Consider the following 20,511-nt stretch of genomic DNA (forward strand, 5'->3'; position numbering starts at 1 on the left):
GATGGATGACATGACGATTAAAAGGCTTAGCCTGATCCTGATTGGTGTGTTGTGCGTGGTCGCAGGCGCGCTGCTGTGGTTGCTGCGCACGCCTTCTTCCACCTTTGATGGCGCAAATGCGGATCAACCTCCGGTTTCTGCCGAATTGATCCGTCGGGGCGAGTACGTTGCCCGGCTTAGCGATTGTGTGGCCTGCCACAGTACCCCGGACAGTGCGCCGTTCAGCGGTGGGCTGGCGATGGCGACACCGGTGGGTAAAATCTATACCACCAACATCACTCCGGACCCGGAAACGGGAATCGGTAACTATTCACTGGCTGATTTTGATCGCGCCGTGCGACATGGTGTGGCGCGTGATGGTCACCGCCTCTACCCGGCGATGCCTTTTCCTTCCTATCAGAAGCTCACGGATGAGGATGTTGCGGCGCTTTACGCCTTTATGATGCATGACGTCAAACCGGTATCCCGCCAGAATCGCGCCAGTGAGATCCCCTGGCCGCTGAATATGCGCTGGCCGCTGGCGGTGTGGAGCGCGGCTTTCTCGCGTGGTGGACCGCAACAGCCGGTGGCAAATCAGGATGCGGTGTGGAATCGCGGTGCTTATCTGGTGGAAGGTCCGGGACATTGCGGCAGTTGCCATACGCCGCGTGGACTGGCGTTTAATGAGAAAGCCCTCGATGCCAGCAGCCCGGATTATCTGGCGGGAGCGCTGCTGGATGGTTGGTATGCGCCCAGTCTGCGCAACGATGCCAACACCGGCATCAGCCGTTGGAGCGAAGCAGATGTCGTTGAATTCCTGAAGAAAGGCCGCAACCAGCATGCCGTGGTGTTTGGTTCAATGGCTGATGCATTTAACAACTCGACGCAGTTTATGCGTGACGATGACCTGCGCGCCATTGCCCACTATCTGAAGTCTCTGCCGCCGGGCAGTAACAACAGTGGCAAGGGTTGGCAGTATCAGCATGACGATGCGCCAGCCACCCTCGGTAGCCAGACCTATATGGCGCGATGCAGCAGCTGTCATGGCCCGGATGGACGAGGGCAGGCACCGTGGATCCCGCCGCTGGCCGGGGCAACGTCGATGCAGGTCGATACCGCTTCCTCAATCAACGTGCTGCTCAACGGTTCGGCACGCGTGGTGGCGGATGGCGTGCCTGATGCCTATCGTATGCCGCCGTATCGGAAACAGCTTACCGATCAGGAAGCGGCGGATGTGCTGAATTTTATTCGTTCTTCATGGGGCAATCAGGGTGAAAAAACCGATGCGCAGGCGGTCGGCGAATTACGCGCCAAAACCGACCCGGCCAGCAGCAACGTCATCATCCTGCAAATGCGATAGCCACAGCCGTCAGGAGAAATGATGCAGAATCTTGATGTGCAGGTCATCAGTACCGCCCGGCAGTGGGCGGAAGCGCATGAGCTATGGCTGTGTACCGTACTGAGCACCTACGGCTCCTCACCGCGACCACCGGGGGCGATGATGGTGATCCGCAAAGACGGGCAATATTGTGGTTCGCTTTCCGGTGGCTGTGTGGAAGAGAGTTTTATCGCGCGGATTCGTGACGATGCCTTTTCGGCGTCGAGCCAGCTGGTACGTTATGGTGATGGCGGGCTGGCACCTGACCGGGCGCTACCGTGCGGTGGGGTGCTGGATATTCTGGTGGAAAGGCTGCTCCCTGGTCGTGAGGCTATTGGTTATCTGGGGCAGATGCACGATGCCCTGATCAGTGCGACGGCGCTGACCAAAAGGATTACCCTGCCTGCGCCATGTATTTCACTCGAACCGGCTGCGTACCGCAGCCGGACCGCGACCCACATCGAGGGGGATGAGGTGACGTTGACCCTCTCTGCACCGCCCAGGCTGGTGATCGGCGGCTTGTCGAGCGTCGCGGTATATTGCGCCAATTTCGCGCTGGCGCTGGGGTTTGAAACCCTCGTCTGCGAACACCGTGAGGATGTTCTGAGCAATCTGGCTGCGGATCTGGATGCTGGCGTGACGCTGATAAAGCTGTTCCCGGCGGTTTATCTTGAGCGCGAGGGGTGTCATCCGGCCACCGCGATCCTGTCGTTAACCCATGATCCGCGTATCGATGATCTGACCATGATGGAAGCCGTCAACCTGCCGGCTTTCTATATCGGCGCAATGGGTTCGCACCAGAACAGCCAACGCCGCAAAGAAAGGCTGGTGCAGTATGGCGATGTTGCACCGCATCAGTTAAGCCGCCTCCATGCCCCGGTTGGGCTGGCGATTGGCAGCAAAACCCCGGCGGAAATTGCGTTGTCGATTATGGCCGATATCGTGCGCCATAAAAATGGTCTGGCGAGTGATTAGGCATCCTTCTTTCCGGTGCGCAGCGCCTGCGGAGGGATGCCGTAGCCCCGCATAAAAACATCACGCATATGGCGGCGATCGCGAAATCCTGAATCTCGCGCCACCACGTCCAGCGACAGTCGGGTTTGTTCTATCAACAGCCGCGCGGCTTCAAGGCGTAAACGCTCGATGACGCGCGCCGGTGATTTCCCTGTCTCAGCCAAAAACAGGCGGTTCAGTTGCCTCGAACTCAGATGTACCGCATCCGCGAGTTGCTCGACGGAGAGTGATTTGGTGAGGTTGCTGCGGATATATTCAATCGCGGTTTGCAGGCGATCGCTGCGCGGTGACAGGGCCAGCAGTTCCGAATGCTGGCGCTGACCGCCCGAACGTCGTTGGTTCATCACCATACGCTGAGCAATGCTGCGGGCAACCTCGCTACCATGATCTTTTTCCACCATCGCCAGCACCATATCGAGGCCAGCCGTCATCCCGGCAGAGGTCCAGATCTGGTGATCAATGATATAAATCAGGTCGTCTTCGGTTCTGATGGTGGGATGCAATGTTTTCAGGCTTTGCGCATAAGCCCAATGGGTGGTCGCCCGGCGTTCAGAAAGTAATCCGGCCTGCGCCAGTACGAAAGCACCGGTGCAAATGCCTGCGACGCGGCGCGCCCGCAAGGCGTGATTTTTCAGGAAATGAACCACCCGCTCGCTAGCCGGAAGTGTGACCGGCGTGAGCACCCCGCCAATTAGCCAGGTATCAGCAGAAGCCTCATCGCTTAAGGCAATGGTCGTCACACTGATGCCAAAGGAAGAGGAAACCTGACCGCCGTGCTCGGAGTAAACCGCACATTGATAAAAAGGCTCGCCAAGCACTAAGTTAGCAAACTCGAAAATGGTCAGTGTCGATAACGCCAGTGACTGAAACTGGTCGGCAATCAGCAATCCAACCCGATGCATTTTGGGATCCTTGTATTGGCAACCACATCGATGGGCAAACCATCCTGAAAGAATCAGGCCCTGCAATCAATCTCTTTTGGGCAAAAAGATGTCCGAAATCGTACCCTTCTACGTCATTTTCTCCTTCCGGCTATGGCGTAACCTCAATGCATCCAACACATCATGCAAGGTGAATGAGATGAGTGATGCAACGAAAGGCACTGCGGTGGTGACAGGCGCGTCGACCGGGATGGGGGCCATTTATGCCGCCAGACTGGCAAAGATGGGATATGACCTGATCATTGTCGCCCGGAACCACAATCGTCTGAACCAGATGGCCAGCCATATCACGGCGGATAGCCAGCGTAACGTGGAAGTGGTGGCCGCCGACTTGAACGACGCCGGGCAACTGGCGGCGCTGGAGATGAAGTTACGCCATGATGCCAGCATTACGTTATTAGTGAATAACGCCGGTATCGGCACACACACGCCATTGGTGGACAGCGATGTCGAGCAAATGACGACGATGATTAATCTCAACGTCACCGCGTTGACCCGGCTGACTTACGCCGTTGTGCCAGGATTTATCAGCCGGGGGCGGGGGGCTATCATCAATATTGCTTCGATTGTCGGCATCGCGCCTGAGATCCTGAACGGGGTGTACGGTGGGAGCAAGGCCTATGTGCTGGCATTCAGCCAGTCTCTTCATCATGAGTTGGCGGATAAAGGGATTCAGGTTCAGGTGGTGCTGCCCAGCGCGACAGCGACCCCCTTCTGGGATAACGGCGGTTTGCCGTTAAGTCAGCTCGACCCGGAGATTGTGATGAAAGCCGAAGACATGGTCGATGCCGCCCTGACCGGATTCCTGCAAGGTGAGCTGATCACCATCCCGTCACTGCATGACGAAAGCCGCTTGCAGCAATGGGAACAGGCACGTCAGGCCGTGATTCAGGACTTTTCACACAATATCCCGGCCGCGCGTTACCTGGGATCACAGGAGAAATAAGATGAGTCGTTTGCATACGGATTCACTTGAGGAAGCCAGTGGCAAAGCCGCAGAACTGTTCAAAGGTATTAAGCAGGCGATGGGTAAAGTCCCCAATGCTTATCTGACCATTGGCAGCAATGCCCCTGATATTCTGGCGCAAACCTTACAGCTTAACGCGGCGCTGTCCAGGAGTAGTCTCAGCGCGCGTGAGCGAGAGGCGATTAACCTCGCGGTCAGTGAGGAAAGTGGCTGTGATTATTGCCTTGCTGCACATACGCCGCAAGCGATCAAAGCCGGTTACAGCGAGGCGCAGACGCTTGAATTGCGTCAGGGATTTCTGGTCGATGATGCCAGAATCGATGCGCTGGTGAAGTTTGTACAACTGTTGGTATCAACGCGCGGCACGTTATCCGCCCATCATGTCAGTGCATTGCGTGACGCCGGTTTTAATGACCAGCAAGTGGTTGAAACCATCGGTGTGGTGACCGCGATTTTGTTCACCAACATGATTAATCGAGTCAATGATACCGAAGTTGATTTTCCGCCGATTTCATCACTGTAGGGTTATGACCAGACAGGCTTTTCAGCACGGAAGCCTGCCTGGTTGATGGTTATTTCTGAAACGCGGTGAAGATAATTTTAACCCCTAACAACACCAGAATCGTCGAAGAAATGGTGTCAATGGCGCGCTTAAGGCGCAGGTAAATATCCCGTGGTCTTTTCGCGGACAATAAAATAGCCACCAGTGAATACCATCCGGCATCAATCACAAATGCCATCAGCGGAATAATGTAATAGAAATAGCCGGGGATCTCTTTGGGCAACAACGCGGTAAAAATGGAGGCAAAGACCAGGGCGGTTTTCGGATTACTCAACTGGGTCAACAATCCGTCACGCCAGGTGCCCAGCAAGGAGTGCGCTTCGGATAAGGATTCAGACGTCACGCTAAAGGGTTTTGATGCATTCTTCGCGATCTTATAGCCCATCCAGATAATATAGAGGCCACCAGCAATTTTCAATCCGGTAAATAATTCGGGCAATGCAATCAGAATTCTTTCCAGACCAAACATCGCCATGATGGAAAAGATCGCCGCCCCGGTTCCCATGCCGAGTGCAGTTAACAGGCCATGTAGTCGCGAGCGTGCGACGGCATTACGGGCAACGTAGATAAAACTTGGACCAGGGCTGATCACGCCCATAATTAAAACCGCAGCAATCGCCATCAAACTCGACAACAACATAGTTTCTCCAATCATCACCCTGAAATTATAGGATGCAGAATACACGCCAGGCAGGACTGGGGCTATCCTGTTGTTGGGATCGCAACCAACGACCATGATGACAAGAGAGAAAATGATGTCAGGTGAAAATAATCTCCAGGTTTTGCTGCGCACGGCGACGCCCCGACGCAATGAGGGGCAATATGTATTTTGTACGTTGCAGCAACCGGCGGCTGAGTTGCTGGCACAGGCGGTGGTTGTGGTGCAGGAGCGTGAAGGGACTACGCTGGTGCTGCCGCAGGCGGTGGCGCAGGCACGGGACATCGATTATGACTACCTCGCCGGATGGATCACTCTCGAAGTCCATTCTTCACTCGCCGCCGTGGGCCTGACTGCGGCATTTTCTACGGCTCTGGCAGAGGAGGGCATCAGCTGTAACGTGGTGGCTGGTTACTACCATGATCATATTTTTGTCGACTGGGACGATACCGAGCGCGCCATCGCCGTGATTCGTTCTCTTGCCGCACGCTGAGGTCAATATGCTGGTCGCGCAAGTTTCAGATATTCATGCTTCCCCCGACAATGACAATCTGCAACGGTTTGATAAGGCGCTTGCCTGGCTCGATCAGCTTAAGCCGGACGTGCTGGTGCTGACCGGGGACTTGATTGATAACCAGTGGCTTGCAGGGTATTCGCAGATTGCAGAGCGGCTGAGCCGGAAAACCTGGCCTTCGCGGGTACTTCCCGGTAATTCCGATGATCGCCGCCAGATGCGTGCTGTCTGGGGGGCTGCCGCCGCAGATGAGTTTCTGCACTTCAATTATGATGCTGGAGTTCTTCGTCTGATCGGCCTGGACTCCACGTTGGTGAACACGACCGCAGGTAGTGTAGTCAACCATATTGCCTGGCTGGAGCAACAACTCCGGGATATCCATACGTCACCAGCGCTGCTATTTCTGCATCATCATGTTTTTGCTTCGGGGATCCCCTCGCTGGACAATACGATGTGTGCAGGGACTGCGGAACTGGCCGCACTGCTCAGGCATATGCCCGGCAAGGTTCTGGCAATTGCCACCGGGCATGTCCACCGACCGATCGCCGGGTCATTAGCCGGTGTTCCGGCGTATATCTGCGGCTCGCTGTGCCCGGCAAATCCCGTCTGGTTTGGTACAGATACGATCCCCCCGGTTAACGATCCGCCGGCGCTGATGATTCATCGCTATGTGGATAATGTACTGACCAGTCACCATGTTTCCATTTAACACCGGTGCATATGACGTAGCGGCGCGATAATGACGGTAGAGGCTAAGCAAAGGAACCTCGTACGCGCAAAGTGAACGGGTACATCGCGAAATTATCCTCAGGTTAGGCCGCTATCCGCATCGCAATACGCTGTTGGGCAGGACGTTATCTGCCGATGAACTGGCCTTTCTGGAGAAACAGCGCTTATCTTTCTTCTGAATTCAGCTACATACCCAGGAACTATACATATGCTTAGCATCTGCCTATACTGTGCATATGCGCGTGGTGCGCTTTGGTCAGGCCGAACGGAAAGGAGAATATGATGAGAACCGTTTCTATTTTTAAAAATGGTAATAATCGCGCTATTCGTTTACCGCGCGATCTCGATTTTGAAGGTGTTAGTGAATTAGAGATTATTCGTGAAGGTGACAGCATCATTTTACGTCCCGTTCGTCCGACCTGGAGTTCGTTCAGTCAATTTGAAAAGGCTGACGCAGATTTTATGAAAGAGCGCGGGGATATTGTCAGCGACGAAGGACGCTTTGAACTGTGAATAAGACCTACATGCTGGACACGAACATATGCTCATTTATCATGCGTGAACAACCGGAGGCGGTGATCACTCGTCTTGAGCAAAGCGTGTTGCGCGGACACCGCATCGTAGTGTCCGCTATCACCTATGCTGAAATGCGCTTCGGCGCGATTGGCAAGAAGGCTTCTCCGCGTCATGTGCTGCTTGTTGACGCATTCTGCGCCCGTCTTGATGCCATTCTCCCTTGGGATAAAGCAGCTGTTGATGCGACCTCGGAGATCAAGGCATTGCTGGCGAGCGCCGGAACCCTCATCGGACCTAACGACACCGCCATAGCCGGGCATGCAGTGGCTGTGGGTGCCATTCTGGTCACTAACAATACGCGGGAGTTTGAGCGGGTAACCAATCTCATGCTGGAGGACTGGAGTCACCAGTGATTTGGCCTGGAAAAGACCTCTCGGACCGCTGTCATGCTGTTTCCCGCCCGCGAAAAGGACCCGCTATGGTAAGCTTCCAAAAAGGTACGTAAGTGTGCAAGGTGGCTCATAATGTTACCTGTCCATCGTGCTTGCGCGATAAATCGTGCCGCTACATCATCAGCGCCGTTCAGGCGCTTTTTTCAGTGCCCTGCGTCAACGGCTGTTCGTAAGGTGATATCACCGCCGCGCCTGATTTGTGCCACCAACAGCAGCAGCCCCGGTAAGGAAAGCGTTGCTCCGGCCAGACCGACCCAGATGATCCTCAGCGCCGCCATAACACCGAAAACCAACATGAACAAGCTGACGGTGCTGCCTGAAACCTGAGTCACATTTAACTTATATCTCATGGTTAGCTTCATCCATTGTTTAAAAATTTTTTAATGCCGTGGGAATAAACCTGCCGCTCATTCGTCTTATGGGCTCAATGTGAGCAGGGTGAGCTAAAAAATGATTCCAACTCCACTTTCCACTGGTCAGAAGACGCTACGCTTGTTGCTAATCGGCCTGGTTCCACTGGTTATACTCGTGTTGTTTTTATGGGCGGGAGGCTGGCTGACGCCAGAGCGACTGACTTCCGACAAACTGGTTTCGGTGTTGCAGCAAGCGGGGGGTGAGCATCCGGGGTATCGCCGTAACCATGCCAAAGGGATCTGCGTGATTGGCACCTTTGCCTCCAACGGCAACGCCAGCGCGTTATCACGCGCTGCCCTTTTCGCGCCGGGTGATACCCCGGTAACCGGGCGTTTCGCCATTGCAGGGGGGAATCCATCCGCGCCGGATTACGCGGTGCCGGTGCGCAGCATGGCGCTGGCGTTTCAGCAAAAAGATGGTGAGCAATGGCGCACCGGGATGAATGCCATGCCGCTGTTTCCGGTGGCGACGCCGGAAGGATTCTATGCGCTGCAAACCGCGACGCTGCCCGACCCGGCGACCGGCAAGCCGGATCCACAAAAGTTAGGAGCCTTCGTCGAAAAATATCCTGAATTCAAAGCCTTTCTCGCCTGGGCGAAACAATACGTTCCTTCGTCCAGTTGGGCCAGCGATCGTTTCAATAGCCTGAATGCGTTCCGGTTCATTGATAAAACGGGCGCTGCGCATCTGGTGCGCTGGAGTATGGTGCCTCATGCCGCTTATCAGGCGATTAGCGCGGCGGATAAAAATAACAAAGATTTTCTTCAGCAGGACCTGCAACAACGCCTGAACCAGGGGCCACTGGAATGGGACCTGGTGATCACCGTTGCGCAACCGGGTGATGATGGCAGCAATGCAACAAAAGTCTGGCCTGCCGATCGCCAAACCATCAATGCCGGAACCCTGGTGTTAACCCGCGCGGTGCCGCAGCAGCAGGGGCCGTGCAACGACATCAATTACGATCCGCTGATCCTGCCTGATGGGATTGCTGCCTCCGATGATCCGTTGCTCAATGCGCGCTCAGCAGCCTATGCCAAATCCTATAACCTGCGTACACATGAACAGGCGCAACAAGCGGGGACGCACTTATGAAACATGTCGGTTATTTTCACCCTGCGCTGCGCGTGATCCATTGGTTAATGGCGGCGGCGATTGTGGCGATGCTGTTTATTGGCGTGGCGATGGTTGCCACCGTGTCGTCACTGCATAGCCTGCTGGTGACAATCCATAAACCATTAGGCCTGATGATTCTGGTGTTGGTGGTGGTGCGACTGTGGTTGCGCTTCACTACCGTCACTCCGGCACTGCCCTCATCCATACCCGCCTGGCAACGTGGCATGGCGCATCTTTCGCACTGGGCGCTGTATGCCATGATGCTGATTCAGCCGTTGATCGGCTGGGCGATGCTGTCTGCGGCGGGAGTGCCGATCGCTTTAGGGGGGAAATGGCTACTGCCGCCGATTTTGCCGGTGAATAATGATTGGTATGCCATACTGCGTCCTTTGCACACTCTGGTGGCGCTGATGTTGTTTATCACCGTGCTGCTGCACCTGGCCGCCGCGTTGTTTCATGCCCTGGTGTTGCGCGATGGGGTTTTTGCCAGCATGTCTGGCTCCCGCAGACGCTAAAGGAGAGTCATGCCACAGCTGACTGATGATGAAATTCGCCAGGTGATGCCGCATCTTGAACGCTTTGCACTGTGGTTGACGCGCAATCCGCACAGCGCGGAAGACCTGGTACAAAGCTGCCTGACGAAAGCGTTAACCCGCCAACGGCAGAGCGAGGGGGATCAAAGTTTGCGTGCCTGGCTGTTTGCCATCCTGTACCGTCAATTTGTTGATGGGGAACGGCGGCGCAAACGCTATATGAAGCTGCTGACTTTTTTCACCGGCGAGGAGATGTTCGCGCAATCCAGCGAGTCGATGGCGATTGCCGACGATACGTTGGCGGTATTTGCTGCATTACCGGAGGATTATCGCGTCATTTTGTTGCTGGTCAGCGTTGAGGGGCTGAGCTATAAAGAGGCGGCCGAAACGCTGGATATTCCCCTGGGCACCGTGATGTCACGGCTCTCAAGGGGACGTAAGTTGCTGCATGAGCAACTGGAAGGTAAGGCGACGCCGCTGCCGCTAAGGAGACTGAAATGACTTTGCCCCCTGATGAACACGAACTCCATGCCTGGATGGATGGGGAAGCGGATGAAGCAACGGCAGAGCGCGTTGAACGTTATCTGAAGGACAATCCGCAGGCTGCCGCGCAAGTTGCGGGCTGGCGGGCTGACGCACAGCAATTACGTCAGGCCATCAGTCGACACTCGCTAACGCTTGACCGTCCCCATCCGCAATATCTGCGGCGTCGGGTGCGGCAGCAGCGGTTACGGCAACTGGCGACGGCGTGCATGCTGGTGCTGGCGACAAGCGTTGGCGGTTTCGCGGGTTGGCAACTGAAGGAATCGCAGGTCATCGCCAGCCCGCAGCCGATGGAAGATGCGGTGCAGGCCTATAAAATTTTTGATAACCAAACGCAAACCCCAATGGACATGGTGGCAAGCCAGCACGCTGAACTCAGTAGCTGGGTGGCACGTTATTTTATCAATGGTAATCCGCCACCCAACCTCGAGCAGTTTGGTTTCAGGCTGGTCGGCGCGCGGCTGATGGCGACAGCGCAAGGGCCAGCCGCGCTGATTATGTATCAGGATCCACAGGGAACTCGGGTGGGGTGGTATATCCGCCCACTGGACCCGGTCAAATTACCTCATGGTGAACGCCGGGCTGATGATGTGATGGCGCAGTACTGGAGTGACCAGCATTATAACTACGCGCTGGTAACGCCGATCAATTCATCCGGGGTGAGCGGGTTACGCAAGGCGGTGGCGTTGGCAACGAGTTAATCATCGCAATGCGCGACTCTGAGCACCGTGTTAATTTCGGCAGCTCTGGCGGGTGATGGCTGCTTTTCATCGCTGGCGTAAATATGTGACAGGGAGGGATGTCAGATACTCTCATCAAAGATAAGCGCATTAAGCACATGGTCCTGCCAGCTACCGTTGATTTTGAGGTAGGACTTTGCAAAACCCTCCTGGCTAAATCCAAGTTTAGTCAGGGTGTTGCTGCTACGCAGGTTGCCGGGAAGATGATTCGCCATCACCCGATGCAAACCATACTCTCTCTGCACATAAGAAAGGGCTATCTCCAACGCTTCGTGCATTAATCCTTTGCCCTGATAAGCGTGGTCAAGCGAAAACCCCAGATAGCAGGCCTGGAAAACGCCATACACGAAGTTGGTAAAATTGATGCTGCCGATGATTTTGTCTTCATCTTTGGGTGTGAAAACCAGCAGCAGATTCTTTCTGGCGGCAAAATCAGTGGCTGAATCGGCAATCCGCTGACGGGTGTGTTCAAGGGTGAAATACTCTTCAGTGCGTAGGGGTTCAAAGCGGGAAAGATGATCCCGGTTATTTAGCAAAAAGGCGAGATAAGCCTCGGCGAAATTTTCTGTCAGCAGATAAATATCGGTACGTGCGGTGGAAAGTAAACGCATTTTCTTCCTTGAAGCGAGATAGCAATGAGGGGAATTATAGGTTATTTCGGTCCAGCGCTCCAAAGGTTAAATACCGTGAGGGGCCGGTTTTCCCATTACAATCTTTGCTTTTTAATCCATGTCAGGGCATCTGCCGCAGGTAAAGGGCGAGAAAAGTGGAAGCCCTGAAACAGGTGGCAACCCATATTTTTCAGATATTCGAAGTATTCTTCATTTTCAATTCCCTCGGCCAGAACATTTAACCCCATCTCACGGGAGAGTTCGATGGTTTTTTGTACCACCAGCGAGGCTGATTCATTTTTGAACACCTGCATAATAAGCGACTTATCGATCTTGATATCATCGACGGCGAAATCACTGATTGATTTTAACGATGAGTATCCGACACCAAAGTCATCAATCGCCCATTTAATACCCAACCCACTAAAATGTTGCATGACTTCAGCAATTCTGTCCTGGTCGTAAATGAAGGTGGTTTCGGTAATTTCAAACTTGATTCTTTCCGGCCGGATTTTTGCCTGAGATAACGTCAGCAACGTATCCTGAGTAAAGTCTCGGTGCATTAATTGTAACGGGCTGATATTAATAGAGAAGGCGATGTCGCCGAGGTGATGAAGACGTTCCCATTCCGCAATCTGGCGCAAGGTCTGCTCCATTACCCATCGCCCTATCTCGATAATTAAACCACTCTTCTCTGCAATTGGAATGAAGACTTCAGGGGAGATAAATCCTTTCGCCGGATGTTTCCAGCGCAGCAAAGCTTCGAATCCAATCAGTGCTTTATGACTATCAATTTGTGGTTGGTAATACAGTTGTAATTGATTCCTTTCAATAGCGAGGGAAAGCTCACGTTTAATCAAGTCGGTTTCAGAATAATTGCCGCGTGCGGTAAATACGGTTAATAAAAGCGCCACAACCGGCACAGAACAGTTCGCGATATAAAAGCCGGAGACATGTGCCATATCAGTCTGGAAACGGCCATCCTGCCAGATGGTGCCGGTCGAAACAAAAAAGAGATAGGCCAGCAGACAGATGAGAGGGAAAACCTGTTTCAGATACCAGGATTGCTGTCGTAATACCAATGCACCACCAATGGTCAAAGCCACAAGATAATTGTATTCAGAATGTTTGGCGAAATCATGATTATTATCAAAGAGACAAAGTAGAATGATGCTAATCAACAAACTATGCGTAATGATATAAATGTGACGATTGATATTGTTCCAGAAGGCAGCCGCTGAAATATATATGCCCAATATTGTGGTCATACAATAAAACAGTGAAATGAGGTGTTCTCCGATGGAGAAGTTCAAACTGGCCATGTATAAACCGGCCAAAATGCTGGAGGTGCCAGAGATGAGAATGGTCAGGCGTAGCTTTCTCTCAGCGCTATTGCCTTTGAGAATGAATGGTAAATTCTTTACTTTTGCGTATCTGGTGGCGAAATAAGCATTCATTCTGTTGTCTCTTTTTTTAATGTTATAGCTGGTGGACAATCATACTATAGCGAGATTGCAGTTGTTGGGTGTCATAATTTTTTTTAATTATTTTATCGTTGGCATCGGGATTAAAGATATATCTTGTGTGCTGCGAGTTTAATTTGGCGGGGTACAGAACGGTTTTTGTGCAAGAAAGGCGGGGAAAGAATAATTTATCCGGGCCTTTTATCAAAAGATAAAAGGCCCGCGAGACGGTAATCAGTTCAGGTTAATCAGCGCCAAATCACGCGGGCCGCTGTAGAGATCATGGCCCAATGTGGCTTTATCGTCATCCACCTGGAAGCGGGTCACCGACTGTTGCAGGTTAACCACCTGCTCTTGCAGGGAACTGGCGGCGGTCGCCACTTCTGACACCAGCGAAGCGTTCTGCTGGGTTACGCCGTCCATCTGCTGAATGGCGATATTGATCTGCGAGATGCCACGGGTCTGCTCTCCGGAAGCCAGCATCACTTCATCCATAATTTCGACCACTTTCTTCACATCAACCATCACTTCATTCATGGTGACGCCTGCCTGTTTCACCAGCCCGGAACCCTGTTCGATGCTGCTGAGCGAATCATTAATCATGGTGCCAATCTCTTTGGCTGCGGTGGCGCTACGCTGTGCCAGCACGCGAACTTCTGAAGCCACGACCGCGAACCCGCGCCCGGCTTCACCGGCTCGTGCTGCTTCAACTGCGGCGTTCAGCGCCAGCAGGTTGGTCTGGAAAGCGATGCCATCAATAACACCGACGATGTCACCAATTTTTGCCGAGCTTTTCTCAATTGAGCTCATGGTGGAAACCACTTCAGACACCACATTGGCCCCGCGTGAAGCGGAATTTGAGGCTTTCTGTGACAGCGCGTTCGCCTTACGGGTGTTGTCTTCGTTATTTTGCACCGTCGCCATAATCTGTTCCATGCTGGAGGCGGTCTCATCCAGTGAAGCGGCTTGCTGCTCGGTACGGCTGGAAAGGTCGATATTGCCGGAAGCAATCTCTTCCACACCGGTGCCAATTGCATCTGTACCACTGCGCACCATCAGCACCATATTTTCCAACCCGTCGCGCATGCGCTGCACGGCGGCAAACAACTGGGCTATCTCGTTTTTCCCGCTGATATCAATGCGATCACGCAGATCACCTTCCGCAATGCGGTCAAATACATTAATCACATGATTCAACGGCTTAACGATCAGATTGGTCATTACCGACCAGGCCAGACCGGCCAACACCACAGCACAGGCGATGGCGAAGTACAGCACCCACTCCATGCGTTTTACCCGGTCGCTGGAGTCGTCATAGGCGACATCAATGCTTTTCAGTTTAAAGGCAACCAGCGCTTTGGAGGCGGTATCAAATGCGCCATACAGTGCCGTCGATTTTCCGGCTCGCTGACGATATTCGTCCAGCTTACCGGCTTCCAGCGCGGCAAAGGCGGGATCAATGAATTCTTTCATTAACGCGTCACGGGTGGAGGCCATTTTGGCCGCAATGGGCTGCTCTTCTGCGGATTGCGGGTATTTCAGATAGTCCTGCCATTTTGCGCTGGCGCTGTCAATTTTACCGCGGGCGCGTTCCAGCGCGACTTTGGCTTTTTCTGTGTCGCCGCTACCCATCAGTGATTCATATAAACGCAAATCCAGCCGGCCGCGTAATAAGAGTTCTGAACTTTCATTCAGCGCCACTAATCCCGGCAAAACTTCGGTATCTACCGTGGCAAAGGATTTATTTCCCGACTGCACGGCAAATAATCCCAGAACGCCTACGAAGAGTAATAATGCAGTCAATGAAAAAATCATTATGCTGAGTGCAGTACGGATCTTTATTCTACGAAACATAGAGTATTCCCTGCTAACGATTACATGATAAAAAGGAGTGTGCTGTCGAAAATAATTCCTTTATTAAAAAAACAGGAAGTAACCTGAGTGACTTCCTGACCAGAGTGGCGATTAATGACTTTCCGTTGCGACAGGCGTGTGCGTTAAAAACGTTTTCAGTTTTTCATGATAAAACTTTGCCTGCATCATGGTGCCGTGGCCGCTGGTTTCTGCGCTCGCCGGAATGAGCAGCAACTCAGCCTGTTTTATTTGATTTAATTCACCTTGCAGAATGCCGGTTTCAACCGGATTGCGTTCATCATCCGCAGAATTAATAATCAGCATCGGCGCTTTGATGCGATGCAAAGCGGGCAACGCATTGTAATTTGCTGACGAACCCCAGATATAAATAAGGTCGTTAGCATCGGCAGTGACCGGCGCCGCGAGACGTTCATCAACCAGCTTATCCGCCAGCGCGCGCGTTGGCGCTTTGTGTTGGTAAGCCAGCGTGCCGCCAGTTGTGGCGATACTGAACATAATATTGGCGGTTTTGAGCACCGGTGGCTGCTGGCGGTAGTTGCCTTCGGCCCAGGCCGGATCGCCTTTGATGGATTCAATCAACATTCGGCGCAGCATCCAGTTGCGACCCGATAATTCATTGGGCTGTGAGGCCATTGGCACTAACGCATCCATCATTGACGGGTATTTTTCACCCCATAGCCAGGTCTGCATCCCCCCCATCGAATATCCCATCACCAGTCGCAGATGAGAAATCCCCAGCCCCTCTTTAATTAAACGATATTGGGCAGTAACCATATCGTCATAATCATAGTGGGGAAATGCCATACGCAAACCATCCGAAGGCTTGGATGATTTTCCGGAGCCAATACTTTCCGGGATGATAATAAAATATTTGCTGCTATCCAGTGCCTGTCCCGGACCGAATAACTCACCGGCAAAACCCTGGGCCAGTAAGGCTGTGATGGGTTGATTAGTTCCGTGCAGTAATAATACCGCAGGTTTACTGCGATCGCCGAGCGTGTAGTAATGAATGCGGAGATCTTTTAGTTTTTCGCCGTTATTAAAGTTAAATTCTTTGGCGACCCAGTCAGCTTCTTTTGGTGTGGGTAATGCATTCGCTGCCTGGGCTAAAGGTGATAAAGCTAACAGAATGGCGCCCGCCATTCCTGATATCGTGCGACTAATCATAAAAGCAACTCTTAAGTTATATGTAGTCCCCTGGAGGCCTGATATTAGTTTCAATTAAGAAAAATCCCAATGAACATCAACAACATCAGGGAAAAAACATACAATGCTCTTAATTTTTGAGTTTTAACAAGACGATTTTTAGTCGGTTTTTCTTAGGATAATACATCCGTGTATTATTTTTGCGGTCCGGTTCAGAGGATTAGTTCAGCCTGATACAAGTAAAGGCCCTGTTTTCTCCTTTACACCTGTTGCATTGCTTAAGCGTGGTGCTTGCGGCTATTTCTTCTTACCAAAAGAGGGCGTCTCGCTGGAGAAACGTGCTTCGCGCGCATCGCGCTCATAACCTTGCGGTTCGCACAACATGCCGTAGAGACCAGGACGGCGGCCGTGGATCCAGCGCCGTCCGGTCGACATTGCCAGCAAACGGGTGTCCAGTTCTGCGACCACCAGCGTATCCTCAGCAGACCAGGTTTCATTGATGATTCTGCCGTAGGGATCCAGCACCATCGCGTTGCCGGTGCGGATCTCGCCGTTATCCAGACCCACGCCATTACTGAACAGAATAAACAGCCCATTATCGTGCGCTCTGGACGGTAGCCAACGCATTAACCAACCCCGGCCGCTGTCACCCCGTAAGGCAGCTTCCAGCGCTTCGGGTTGCTCACGGCGATTTTCCCACAGACTAACGGGAATCGGTTTCATGCCAAACGGGCTGCGGGAGTGTGTACCGCCGGTTTGATGGGGGGCGATCAGAATATCTGCGCCCATCAGGGCGGTAATACGGGCGTTTTCAACCAGATTGTTATCCCAGCAAATCAGCACCCCGGCTTTAACGCCCCAGGGGGTGTCGAATACGGTGAAGCGATCGCCACGCGCAATGGCGGGATGTTCAAATGCGTACATTTTTCGATGCACATGGACGCTACCATCCGGCATACAAACCGCGTAGGCATTGTAATTGAGTCCATCTTTCCCCCGCTCGATGAGACCCGCGCCAATCGCCATCTCATGCTGTTTTGCCAATGCCAGGAGTAGGGCCAGTGAGGGGCTATCCTCGATGGATTCAGCCAGATCGCTCACCTGGTCAGCAGTGAGATCGGGAACATGCCAGTAGCCGGTAATGCACATTTCGGGAAAGGCCAGAATCTGGATGCCCTGACTGGCGGCTTGCTGAATAAAGCCTTTCATCACACCAAGGTTGTACGCTTTGTCGCTGGCACGATGACAAAACTGCACGGTGGCAACCCGGATTAACTCGTCCATCGTTTTTTCTCCTCATTCGAAAGTGTTGAGATTTCATCAGAGGGAAAGCACCGGGTATAATCACCAATTATCCACTTTTGATAACGAACTGGAATGGATATCAAACTGCTGCGCGCATTCGTCACCTTAGCCGAGCAGGGGCGCTACCATCAGGCGGCAGAAGCCCTGTGCATCACGCAACCGGCCCTGACGAAACAGATTCAGACTCTGGAACATTTGATCGGGATGACGCTATTTCAACGCGGGCGTCACGGGGCAAAACTCACGGTCAGCGGGCAGCAACTGTTGCCCGGCGCCCGCGACCTGTTACAACGTCACGAAATTTTCCGTTCTGACGTCGCAGGTTTGCAAAACGGTCACGCGGGAGAGTTGAAACTGGGGTTTGGTATCTCTTCTTTTCAACTCGCCCCGTTGAGCGTGGCGGCTTTTCGCGCCCGTTATCCATCCGTCAAAATTTTGCTGAATGACCTGCCTTCTGTCATGCAGTTTCAATTGCTTACGGAAGGCCAGTTGCAGTGTGGATTTGTCCGGTTGCCCGCACCGGAGCATCTGCAAGCGGCGGTGCTGGAGGAAGAGGCATTGGTGCTTGCCGCACCAGAGCGTTTCGCCGCGATGGGTGACTTTCGCCAGGTGATCGAAAGCAATCAGTTATTGCAACTCAGTCCAAACCGGGGAGAAGGGCTGGTGGCGCAGGGAGCCGCTTTTTTGCGTGCGCAGCAACTGGCTGCACAAACCCTTGCTGCGGCAGATGATATTCAGACGCTGCTGGCGCTGGTCGCTGCCGGAGAGGGCGTGGCATTGCTGCCTGCCAGCGTCAGGCATATCCAGCCATCTGGGGTGGTATTGTTGACGTTGAGTGGTGAACAGACCCGCTGGAAAACCGGGATTGCCTGGAATCCTCGAATCCGGGATCCACTGCGTGATAACTTTCTGAGTGTGGTGTTGACGCCAGACAAGTGATGTATGGCTAGCAAAGGAAATATATTGGCGGATGGGCGAATTGCATTTAATGCTGCAAAACTCTTATTTTTGTTTTGGAAGTGTTAAAAGCCCAGGGCCACCGAATCAGGTATGCTACGATAGCCGCTTTTATTTTCACCAGACTATCCAGCTAACACTTGGTTAATTAAAAAATGCAGGAAGAAATTAAACAATACATCTCTGTCATTCTTAAAGAATGGCAGCCTTTACGTGCAGAACTTCCACAAAATGTAATAGTCATTCTGCGAAATATTGCAGAAGAACAATCAGACAATTTAGCGCATCGATTTTATGAAAGTTTGTTTAAAGATCCAGCAATTGCCAGGCATTTGTCCTATGAGTTGGTAGAAGAACAACTTAGTCGCTCTCTGTCTAAATGGGTAAAAGCGATCCTGACTCAGGACGAAAGCCAGTTTGAAACGCTGGCGCAACAGCAATATCACGTTGGGGGCGTGCATGCGCGCATTGGTATTCCGGTGGAATTTGTCCAGCGCGGTGCTCGGCAACTTAAATATGGTATTTACGACTACATCACCCAGCACAATATTGAAACCGAGCTGGGTTTACAGGTTATGCACTATGCCGCGATGGCCATTGATATCGCTATCGAAATGATGAGTCACGCCTATGCGATGTCGCATTATCGGGCAACGCGAAATGAAGAGGCGTATCGCATGCATGTATTGATGAATAACGCCTGGCAGGAACAAGGTAAACAGCAGTCAGCACTTTCCAGTTGGGAAAACTCAGTGATCTATGGACTGGTCAGTGGCGTACACCAGTCGGAAGCGTTGATAAAAATTTCCGACTCTAACTTTGGCTTATGGTTCCGCCATAAATGCGTTCGTCAATTTGGTGAAACAGAACAAATTCAGCAGATACGCCTGCTGATGACAACCATTGATCAAAAGATGGCTAGCCTGGATATCACCACGGATATACCCGTAGAAAAATTGCAAGATCTGTTACGTATCATTCATGCCTGTTGTCAGAAAATTAGCACCTATATGGAGATGCTGTTTAACGACGTGTCGCATATGCAGGACGGTAAAGACGCTCTGACGAATTTACTTAACAAACGTTATTTGCCGATTGTTCTGAAACATGAAGTCAGCCTGGCGATGGAAAACCATTTGCCATTAAGCGTGGCAATCATCGATGTGGATTTTTTCAAAAAGGTCAACGATGAATGGGGACATTCGGTTGGCGATCGCGCATTAACGCATGTTGCCAATTTACTCAGCGATAATATTCGCGCCAGCGATTATGTTTTCCGCTATGGCGGAGAAGAGTTCCTGATTGTGCTGGTGGAAGCGGGGCAGTCCGAGGCGTATATGCTACTGGAACGTATTCGCCGCATCGTCAGTGGCACACCTTTTGAAGCGGTTTCCGGTAAAAACCTCCCCATCACAGTCAGTATTGGTTATACCGTTCATGATGGACACCCTGACTATAATCAGTTACTCAATCGGGCAGATGTTGCGTTGTATGAAGCTAAACGCAACGGCAGGAATCGTATCGAGCAACATAAGTAAGGGAGACTCAGGCTGCTTAAGATACCTTTGCAGACTCTGGTCAACAGTCTGACCAGACATCATGAAAAAACCGCCTGTTAAAACGGGTTAACCCTTTGCCAGGGTATTAGGGTTCGACATCGGGGTTACGCTGTCCCAGCCTGGCACAAGAACGAAAGCGTGATGGCTGCATGTTCTGCCATTTCATAAAGGCCCGGCTGAACGTCTGCTGCGACCCAAAACCGTGGCGTAGGGCAATAGTTGTAATGCTATCCTGGCTTTCAGCCAGTTCTTGTGCCGCCCGTTCCAGACGTTTCTGCCGAACATAGCCTAAGATCGTCATTTGGTTGACCTGTTTAAACATATGCTGGATATGCCATCTGGAATAACCCGAGCGCGTGGCGACATCATCAATGCTGTGCACTCTGTGCAGGTTCATATCAATCCAGCGTGTCAGGTCTTCAATGATTTGCTTTTTATAAGGCACAATCTTACTTTCCCGGTTTTGTTGCTGTGAGTGGCGTTCACTACGAAATCATAACGTTTCTTAGGTTAAAAGTAATCGATTACTTTTTTTCCTTGTT

At 52.3% G+C, this 20,511-nt stretch carries 23 protein-coding genes and 1 pseudogene; 15 read left to right on the forward strand and 9 right to left on the reverse strand.

What is annotated here, in order from left to right:
* Positions 1–10: 10 nt before the first annotated feature.
* Together L579_RS17240 and L579_RS17245 are read left to right on the forward strand one after the other, a co-directional pair.
* The gene (locus L579_RS17240; protein ID WP_036627325.1) at positions 11–1,339 is read left to right on the forward strand and encodes a c-type cytochrome; all 1,329 of its coding nucleotides are present in this window, start codon (positions 11–13) and stop codon (positions 1,337–1,339) included.
* A gap of 18 nt (positions 1,340–1,357) precedes the next feature.
* Positions 1,358–2,332, forward strand: a complete 975-nt coding sequence (locus L579_RS17245) for an XdhC family protein (RefSeq protein WP_235056616.1) — start codon at positions 1,358–1,360, stop codon at positions 2,330–2,332.
* Here L579_RS17245 and L579_RS17250 read toward each other — a convergent pair.
* Entirely contained in the window at positions 2,329–3,273 is a 945-nt protein-coding gene (locus L579_RS17250) for a GlxA family transcriptional regulator (protein WP_021185465.1), read from the reverse strand. The two genes, L579_RS17245 and L579_RS17250, sit on opposite strands and share 4 nt — an antisense overlap.
* 178 nt (positions 3,274–3,451) lie before the next feature.
* Here L579_RS17250 and L579_RS17255 point away from each other — a divergent pair, with 178 nt between their 5' ends.
* Together L579_RS17255 and L579_RS17260 are read left to right on the forward strand one after the other, a co-directional pair.
* Positions 3,452–4,258, forward strand: coding sequence for an SDR family NAD(P)-dependent oxidoreductase (locus L579_RS17255; protein WP_021185466.1), 807 nt, complete (start codon positions 3,452–3,454; stop codon positions 4,256–4,258).
* Position 4,259: 1 nt separating this feature from the next.
* Positions 4,260–4,802, forward strand: coding sequence for a carboxymuconolactone decarboxylase family protein (locus L579_RS17260; RefSeq protein WP_021185467.1), 543 nt, complete (start codon positions 4,260–4,262; stop codon positions 4,800–4,802).
* A gap of 49 nt (positions 4,803–4,851) precedes the next feature.
* Here the strand turns inward: L579_RS17260 and L579_RS17265 are convergent, their stop codons facing one another.
* Positions 4,852–5,481 carry a LysE family translocator gene (locus L579_RS17265; RefSeq protein ID WP_021185468.1) on the reverse strand — a complete coding sequence of 210 codons (630 nt, stop codon included), beginning with the start codon at positions 5,479–5,481 and terminating at the stop codon, positions 4,852–4,854.
* Between the two features lie 112 nt (positions 5,482–5,593).
* Between L579_RS17265 and L579_RS17270 the strand changes: the two genes are divergently transcribed.
* The 5 genes and pseudogenes from L579_RS17270 to L579_RS17285 all read left to right on the forward strand — a co-directional run bounded on the left by L579_RS17270 (position 5,594) and on the right by L579_RS17285 (position 7,671).
* A complete protein-coding gene (locus L579_RS17270) occupies positions 5,594–5,992 on the forward strand; it encodes an ACT domain-containing protein (protein WP_235056618.1) in 399 nt (132 codons plus the stop codon).
* A gap of 7 nt (positions 5,993–5,999) precedes the next feature.
* Complete coding sequence (locus tag L579_RS17275) at positions 6,000–6,722, forward strand: metallophosphoesterase (RefSeq protein ID WP_021185470.1); 723 nt, start codon at positions 6,000–6,002, stop codon at positions 6,720–6,722.
* A gap of 67 nt (positions 6,723–6,789) precedes the next feature.
* Positions 6,790–6,921, forward strand: a pseudogene (locus L579_RS23415) (DUF924 family protein); the annotation flags it as partial.
* A gap of 103 nt (positions 6,922–7,024) precedes the next feature.
* Positions 7,025–7,255: a type II toxin-antitoxin system VapB family antitoxin gene (vapB, locus tag L579_RS17280; RefSeq protein WP_021185471.1), complete on the forward strand. Its 231-nt coding sequence runs from the start codon at positions 7,025–7,027 to the stop codon at positions 7,253–7,255.
* Positions 7,252–7,671, forward strand: coding sequence for a type II toxin-antitoxin system VapC family toxin (locus tag L579_RS17285; protein WP_036627168.1), 420 nt, complete (start codon positions 7,252–7,254; stop codon positions 7,669–7,671). The genes vapB and L579_RS17285 overlap by 4 nt, the downstream gene beginning before the upstream one ends.
* Before the next feature lie 182 nt (positions 7,672–7,853).
* Here L579_RS17285 and L579_RS17290 read toward each other — a convergent pair whose 3' ends face one another.
* A complete protein-coding gene (locus L579_RS17290) occupies positions 7,854–8,060 on the reverse strand; it encodes a hypothetical protein (protein WP_036627171.1) in 207 nt (68 codons plus the stop codon).
* 100 nt (positions 8,061–8,160) lie between these two features.
* Here L579_RS17290 and L579_RS17295 point away from each other — a divergent pair, with 100 nt between their 5' ends.
* From L579_RS17295 to L579_RS17310, 4 genes are read left to right on the forward strand one after another with little or no spacing between them, the layout of a single operon-like run.
* Positions 8,161–9,216 (forward strand): catalase family peroxidase, encoded by a 1,056-nt coding sequence (locus tag L579_RS17295; protein WP_021185474.1) that lies wholly within the window; start codon positions 8,161–8,163, stop codon positions 9,214–9,216.
* The gene (locus L579_RS17300) at positions 9,213–9,752 is read left to right on the forward strand and encodes a cytochrome b (RefSeq protein ID WP_021185475.1); all 540 of its coding nucleotides are present in this window, start codon (positions 9,213–9,215) and stop codon (positions 9,750–9,752) included. The genes L579_RS17295 and L579_RS17300 overlap by 4 nt, the downstream gene beginning before the upstream one ends.
* Before the next feature lie 9 nt (positions 9,753–9,761).
* Complete coding sequence (locus L579_RS17305; protein WP_021185476.1) at positions 9,762–10,271, forward strand: RNA polymerase sigma factor; 510 nt, start codon at positions 9,762–9,764, stop codon at positions 10,269–10,271.
* Positions 10,268–11,014 (forward strand): anti-sigma factor family protein, encoded by a 747-nt coding sequence (locus L579_RS17310; RefSeq protein WP_021185477.1) that lies wholly within the window; start codon positions 10,268–10,270, stop codon positions 11,012–11,014. The genes L579_RS17305 and L579_RS17310 overlap by 4 nt, the downstream gene beginning before the upstream one ends.
* A gap of 101 nt (positions 11,015–11,115) precedes the next feature.
* On the opposite strand, the gene L579_RS17315 is transcribed toward L579_RS17310, so the two are convergent.
* The 5 genes from L579_RS17315 to L579_RS17335 form a co-directional block, all read right to left on the reverse strand.
* A complete protein-coding gene (locus L579_RS17315; protein ID WP_235056620.1) occupies positions 11,116–11,727 on the reverse strand; it encodes a GNAT family N-acetyltransferase in 612 nt (203 codons plus the stop codon).
* 32 nt (positions 11,728–11,759) lie between these two features.
* Positions 11,760–13,121: a putative bifunctional diguanylate cyclase/phosphodiesterase gene (locus L579_RS17320; protein ID WP_036627184.1), complete on the reverse strand. Its 1,362-nt coding sequence runs from the start codon at positions 13,119–13,121 to the stop codon at positions 11,760–11,762.
* A 240-nt stretch (positions 13,122–13,361) separates the two neighbouring features.
* Entirely contained in the window at positions 13,362–14,981 is a 1,620-nt protein-coding gene (locus tag L579_RS17325) for a methyl-accepting chemotaxis protein (RefSeq protein ID WP_021185481.1), read from the reverse strand.
* Positions 14,982–15,092: 111 nt separating this feature from the next.
* Entirely contained in the window at positions 15,093–16,169 is a 1,077-nt protein-coding gene (locus L579_RS17330) for an alpha/beta fold hydrolase (protein WP_036627188.1), read from the reverse strand.
* Between the two features lie 276 nt (positions 16,170–16,445).
* Positions 16,446–17,432 (reverse strand): nitrilase family protein, encoded by a 987-nt coding sequence (locus L579_RS17335; RefSeq protein ID WP_021185483.1) that lies wholly within the window; start codon positions 17,430–17,432, stop codon positions 16,446–16,448.
* A gap of 93 nt (positions 17,433–17,525) precedes the next feature.
* Between L579_RS17335 and L579_RS17340 the strand changes: the two genes are divergently transcribed.
* Together L579_RS17340 and L579_RS17345 are read left to right on the forward strand one after the other, a co-directional pair.
* Complete coding sequence (locus L579_RS17340; protein ID WP_021185484.1) at positions 17,526–18,392, forward strand: LysR family transcriptional regulator; 867 nt, start codon at positions 17,526–17,528, stop codon at positions 18,390–18,392.
* Positions 18,393–18,565: 173 nt separating this feature from the next.
* The gene (locus L579_RS17345; RefSeq protein WP_021185485.1) at positions 18,566–19,948 is read left to right on the forward strand and encodes a diguanylate cyclase; all 1,383 of its coding nucleotides are present in this window, start codon (positions 18,566–18,568) and stop codon (positions 19,946–19,948) included.
* Positions 19,949–20,054: 106 nt separating this feature from the next.
* Here L579_RS17345 and L579_RS17350 read toward each other — a convergent pair whose 3' ends face one another.
* Positions 20,055–20,414: a helix-turn-helix domain-containing protein gene (locus tag L579_RS17350; protein ID WP_021185486.1), complete on the reverse strand. Its 360-nt coding sequence runs from the start codon at positions 20,412–20,414 to the stop codon at positions 20,055–20,057.
* Between the last annotated feature and the right edge of the window lie 97 nt (positions 20,415–20,511).

The organism is Pantoea sp. AS-PWVM4 (genome assembly GCF_000468095.1).
Taxonomy (GTDB): Bacteria; Pseudomonadota; Gammaproteobacteria; order Enterobacterales; family Enterobacteriaceae; genus Pantoea; species Pantoea phytobeneficialis.